4 protein-coding genes are annotated in these 5995 nt (G+C 41.5%); 1 reads left to right on the top strand and 3 read right to left on the bottom strand.

The genetic code is table 11. From position 1 onward, the window contains the following. The first annotated feature begins 1043 nt into the window (after positions 1-1043). A complete protein-coding gene (locus KAU88_10115; GenBank protein MCK4478859.1) occupies positions 1044-1838 on the top strand; it encodes a hypothetical protein in 795 nt (264 codons plus the stop codon). An 86-nt stretch (positions 1839-1924) separates the two neighbouring features. Here KAU88_10115 and KAU88_10110 read toward each other — a convergent pair whose 3' ends face one another. The 3 genes from KAU88_10110 to KAU88_10100 all read right to left on the bottom strand — a co-directional run. Next, a complete protein-coding gene (locus KAU88_10110) occupies positions 1925-3292 on the bottom strand; it encodes a nucleotide sugar dehydrogenase (protein MCK4478858.1) in 1368 nt (455 codons plus the stop codon). 28 nt (positions 3293-3320) lie between these two features. Continuing rightward, positions 3321-3902, bottom strand: coding sequence for a class I SAM-dependent methyltransferase (locus KAU88_10105; GenBank protein ID MCK4478857.1), 582 nt, complete (start codon positions 3900-3902; stop codon positions 3321-3323). Between the two features lie 97 nt (positions 3903-3999). Further along, positions 4000-5995, bottom strand: a 1996-nt coding sequence (locus KAU88_10100) for a hypothetical protein (GenBank protein MCK4478856.1), incomplete at its 5' end; no start/stop codon positions are given.

Below are 5995 nucleotides of genomic sequence, written 5' to 3'. Positions count from 1 at the left end.
TCCCATGGAACTTTGGTACAGTGGTACTGCCTAAAGATATAAGGCATTTCTCTAGTCATGAAATGGGCATGGCGTTTGCACCAGACAGAGATGTCGTTTATGAAAAACAAAAAAGTTAGATAACAAGTGTTTGAACAATGATAGAGAGATAGCTTTTCTGTTTTTCTAAAAACTCACGCGCGGGCGCATGGAAAAGAAGGAATAGCAAAGTTACAGGTAATGTGGAAGTAAAACCGATTTACTCTAGATTGAAGTTTCTTCCAGAAGCCATAAAAACTGAGTTTTCAGTAAGACAAGTATTGCGCGCGCGACGTACATAAGAATGTACTTCGCTATATAACATCATAGAAGAATCTTACTATATTCCTTTTTTGCTTGAGTTAGGTAGAATTCATCTTGGGTGTAAGTTCATGACTTTCTGTTTGTGTTTTCTCCTTCTCTTCGGCAGATTAGGAGGAACAACATGAACTTACACTCCTGATGATAAAGTCTTCATTGGCTTGACGCCTCAGACACTTCTTTCTCCTTTTGTGTGGGTAGGGTAGAGTTGTTGAATGGAACTTAAGGACTTTGTGAAATTGTCTTCTAGAACAAATTTCTGTTTCGCGCGCGCTTCACCAAGAGTGACGGTGAAATTCAGGAAAAATGGGAAGTTGCGGGAGATATCTCCATTGTGGGGCGTGTACACAGACCGACCGACCCCCCCCCCCTCCCGATTTTTGTGTACTTAAGAAACAGTTGTTGCAGGCAATCCCTAACCAAGATTTGGACTGTTGAGAATAATGGTTACTTCTTTTTTGAACTCGATGGAAAAATGCTATAGGGAATGGTTGAAGTGGAGGGTGATAAGCACAGTGCTTTGGGAAGACGTTTTGCAATATGCAAGCGTTCGACGATTATGATAGTAGATTACCATTAAGGAAGCAGTGTGTTGATCCTAGTTAGGTTTCCTTTTTCACAGGTATACTTTCCGAAGCCGCGTATGCGATTATAGAACTCTCATAATAATGTTCTATACTGACTCAGCATGAAAGTATATAAATTTGGCTTGTGTTGTAAATGTTGATGTGGCGAAAATGATACATGTAGGGAAGATAATAGGTTTAGCATTATTCATAGTTTTAGCATTCACTTTCATATTTCCCGTAAAGGCTGCATTTATGTTCGCTGACAACTTCAACAGACCAAATGGTTTGCCTGGATCAGGTTGGACGGTGATAAGCGGGGATTGGGAAATATTGGACAAAGAGCTTTTACAAAGCGTTGTCGACGGGAGTTATGAGCGTGGACAAATAGCGATAAACGGATTTAATGCTCAAGACTTTAGTGTGGAAGCTAATGTTACGTTTTTGGAGTTAGACCCTAATGGATGGGCATATGTTGGGTTTGCAGTCCGATATGTAGACGAGGATACTTTCTATTGGATAGTTCTTAAACAGACTGCTGACGGAAATGGGGAGCCTAACTCAAATCTCAAGCTTGAGCTAAGAGCTAAGTTCAACTATCTTGTTGTTGTAGATCTCGGATTTGTGGGGGAATTGGGTACCTCTTACAAGTTGAAGGCAGAGGTGGCAGGTGATGCTTTCAAGATTTATGTAGATGGCGCTTTACAGATTGAAACTGCAGATGCCACATTTGGGAACGCAGGAGGCATTTTGATGTGGACAGGTCGATGCAAAGCTAGTTTCGACGACGTGTTCGCACAGAATCCTGGATTCTTGAACGTAGTTCCAGAACCGGCACCGGTGGTAATTTCCGTGTTGTTGCTTGGCACGCTGGCAACCTACATATTTATTCGAAAGCGGTCATCCAGCAAAACTGTAATAAACCTCCCATAATTGGTGCGTGCGTGCATTCTTTCGAAATGCAACCTACTGAGGATGCCCCATCTATTAAGAACGCTCGTGAACGAGTGAATCCTTGACTACTTTCTAGTTACTTGTTGCCCAAATCCTATACCGTAGTAAGTGAAGCCTATATTTTGAGCTTCATGAGGATGCACTATCCTTCTTCCGTCAATAATTATTGGTTTGCTATTCATTGAAGCTTTGATTTCTTGAAGATTTAGATTTTTAAATGCTGTATGGTCGGTTATTATAGTTACGCAGTCAGCATTTTTGATTGCTTCATTCAAAGAGTTTGCTCGCTTCGCTCCAAAGTTTTCAGGGCAGTTAGGGTCATAGACTGTTACTTCGGCGCCAAGACGCATCAGTTCACAGATAATTGGTTCTGCGGGGCTGAGCCTAGAATCACTAACGTCACCTTTGTAAGCTGTGCCTAGAACGGCTACTTTGCTGCCCTTAACATCTCTACATGAACTTTTCAAAGCCTGAACAATCAATTTCAGAATGTGTTCATGCATGTAATCATTGATTAGCCGAGCCATCTTTATGAGGTTATGATCTGTTTGTGAGAATTGATGAAGTAGAAAGTAGGGGTCCTTTGGCAGGCATGGTCCTCCTACGCCTGGTCCCGGAAAGTGTATGTTCACTCTCGGATGTGTGTTGGCGAGTTCAATCACTCTTATGACGTCCACTCCTAGTTGCTCAGATATCAGTGCAAGCTGGTTTGCAAAGGCGATGTTAACATCTCTATATGTATTCTCAGCGAGCTTAGCAACTTCTGCATTTGCAGCATCCGTTTCTACTATTTTTTTGCAAACTGTCCTAAACAGTTCGGCGGCTATTTTGGTGCTGTTTGGTCCGATACCTCCTACCAATCTTGGGCTTTCAATAAATTCCTTAAGGGCTTTTCCGGGTGCAATTCTTTCTGGTACATAAGCCAGATAAAATTCAGTGTCAGCGTCTAAGCCACTTAAAGATTCTAGTTTTGGCTTAACCTTTTTTTGCATAGTTCCCGGTGGCACTGTGCTGCTTATGATTACAAGCATTCTTTTCTTCAAAATTTTTCCTACGTTTTCTAAGGCTTTCGTCAGAAAAGACAGGTTTGGCTTTCTGTTTTCGTCTATTGGAGTCTGAACCGAAATAATAGCGGTGTCTGCTTGATTAAGAGTTTCAGCAGAGTATAATATAGCGTTGAGTCTACGAGCTTTAACATTACGTGATACAAGCTCTTTCAGACCAGGCTCGTTAATGAGGCTGACTCCTCTTTTCAAGGCTTCAACAACTTTGGATTTGATGTCTACAGCAATCACATTGAAGCCAACATCAGCAAACAAAGCAGCAGTAGGCAAACCAACATAACCAGAGCCAAACACAGCAATGCACATGTTTCTTTGTTGGATTTTTTCAAGCAATTTTCTGTCAATTATACCTTTATTTACATATAGCATTGTTTTACAATTCTTCCTAAATTAGCTGCTACGGGTTATTTTTTTCCTTTCTGTATTTGAGTATAATCCAGTATCCTTTGCGGAACTTTCCGAGTAAGTTATTTAATGGGAACCAGAGTCTAAGCGGAAGACATTCAAAGACGCTTGCTAAAGATATTAAGCCTACGTTGGGAAGGTGGCAACTAGCAATAAGAGTGTAATGGCTTGACAGAAGATTGGTTACCTTCTCTTCATCCATAGAGCAGAGATGCCCCCATAAAGGCGTTAGCTTTCCGCAATGAACGCAGCGTATGTAGGTGATTTGCTCTTTATAGGGAACTGAAAGTACGATAACACCTTTCCTTTTTAAGATTCTGTCAACTTCCAGGCATATCTTTCTCTGTGCTTCTTCAGGCAGGTGCTCCAACAATTCAAGCATAGCTGCCTTGTTAAACGAGCATTCTCTAAACGGTAAATCAGCGGCATCAGCGCGAATAAAGTCAATGTTCGAATGCTTTGTTTTCTGCTTGGCTATTAAGAGAGACTCGATTGATGTGTCCATGCCCACCACGAAGTTGGCTTCTAATAGATAACTTGAAACAAACCCCTCACTGCATCCTACATCAAGCACAATATCTCTTGCCCCAGGATCTAAGTAGAATGCTGTAGTTTGAGCCCGGCGCTCCTGTCTATGTCTTTCACTTCTACAGAGTGCGCAAATATTCTGATTATACATGGTGATTTGAGGGATTGTTGTTTTGCTTGTTTTCTCGTCTTTTAAGGTGAATATCTTGATTTGATTCTCTGACCTTAAAGACAAAAAATATGCTTGCAAAGATGGGTAATAGGAGTAGAGTCCAAAATATGGCTGTGGGAAAAGTGGAAAAGACATCAAACGTTACTATTGGTGGGTCACGCTGGAAGGAGGCGCCAAGTTTCACATTCTTTAGAGCGCTGTAGCTGTCAGAAAGTGTCACAGAAAATTGCGTTGATCCAGTTACATTTAGGTTTTGGCCATAAGTTCTCGTTCTCCATTGCAAGGAGCCAAACGGATAGAATTCAACGAAGGTGACTTGTGAGGCGTTTAAAGTTGGTGTTCGGGCTAGAAGTTGAGCTGAGTCGCTTGGTGTGATCGAAAATTGGTTTACATGGTTTAGATTAATTTCCTCATTCTTTGTAGTGATTTTAAGATTCAGTGATCCTATGGAAGGTTTGACTGTGAAGGTAGAGTTGATTTGCAAAACTGCATAGAATCCTTCACCGTCTTTTATGATAACGCTATCAGCCTCAATAATAGCGTTTGAATATTCAGTGATTGTGATGCTGGTTACGTTATGAAAAATGTGGGAACCGTCTTCCGCTTCGACGTCGACTTGTTTGAGTTCAAGTTTTAGCGGGAACAACAATGAACTTGTTTCGATTCTTACATCATTACTTATGTATATCTCTTTCACGTACCCGTCGAAGCTTAGCATAGCATCTGGATTCAGTTTTGTTAGATTCAAGTCGTCTAGGAGTTTTCCTAGTATCTCATAGAAGGCTGGTTGGCAGTTATTTTCATGCATAGTTTTGATAATAGGGTATATGTTCACGTAGAAGAGTTCTCCGCTGCCGTAATTCTGATGTGAAATGAATGGAGTTTCGTACAGTGATGCTATATAATGGCTTAGAGTTGTTGTACTAGTATTTTTAGATGTTAGTACCTGTACAGGTACTTCACAGGGCAGGTCTACCTTCAGGTTTTTGCCCTCTATTCTTTGGGCGTTTACTGTTGAGTTTGAAATAGAGAATAAATCGTCAGCAAAATAGCCATGTCCGTTTGTGTTCAGCACTATGACTTGTCCGCCTGAGCGTAGATGATCTAAATAATCTTTAACGGGTCTTAAGCTAACCTGTGTGGTATGGGCAACGGAGAAGTCGTCGAATGATACTGCAAAGAATCTAAGGTAGCGTAGCCCGATTTTTCCACTAATGCTTTCTAAATTTGACGAAAGGAACGTTATGCCATTGATGAATATTTCGTTTAAGGCGCCGTTAACAGTTACAGTTATGTTATATTCGTTGCCAAAGTCCCACTCTAAATCAGTTTTAATTCCAGGCCAGTTTGGCAGTACCTTCTCGACTCCGTCAACGATGGTTCTGAAGTGAACGTAAATATAGCCGTCTTGACTGAACATGACATCTGCAATTCGGTAGTTCTCCGAGTCTACCCATGAGTAAACAAGGCTAACGTAATTTTGCACAGTGGCATTTCCACTCAATGGTTTAACTTTAAATGTTGCTGTGAAGTTTTCAGCGAATGTTGACGAGAGGATTACTCCCTCGTCGTATTTTCCGCTTTCGCTGCCTAGTAGTTTTCCATCTTCGATCCGCCAGCTTCCTTTTGAAATGTCCCATGATTCAAGGGTTTCGTTAAACTTGTCTTGAAAAATGCTAACAAGAACGTTCTCTTCGGGGGGGTCGAATGACAGTATGATGGTGCTACCATCGAGAGCCTTATCATCGAGATCATAGGCGACTGTGTAGTTGTAGAAGCCATGTGAGAGGATGATGTAAGCCATGTAGAGCTTTTGTTCGTCTATTAATCTGTCAAGGGGGATGACTAGTACATTTTCGCTGTTGGGCTGCGGGGAAGACGGCTTAGACACGTTGTATATCTTCACCTCAGAGTTGTCGAAGACTAGAGGAAGCATGGTGAGGTATTGTGCTAGGAAGCAGTCGCTA

The sequence above is a fragment of the Candidatus Bathyarchaeota archaeon genome (genome assembly GCA_023131225.1).
In the GTDB taxonomy this organism is placed as follows: Archaea; Thermoproteota; Bathyarchaeia; order Bathyarchaeales; family SOJC01; genus JAGLZW01.
Note: the sequence above shows the minus strand (reverse complement) of the source record. Positions and strands in the feature narration are given on the sequence as shown.

What these genes read in the sequence shown, in the direction of transcription:
- KAU88_10110 (MCK4478858.1), bottom strand. Translation starts at nt 3,292, where the DNA reads ATGCTATATGTAAATAAAGGTATAATTGACAGAAAATTGCTTGAAAAA.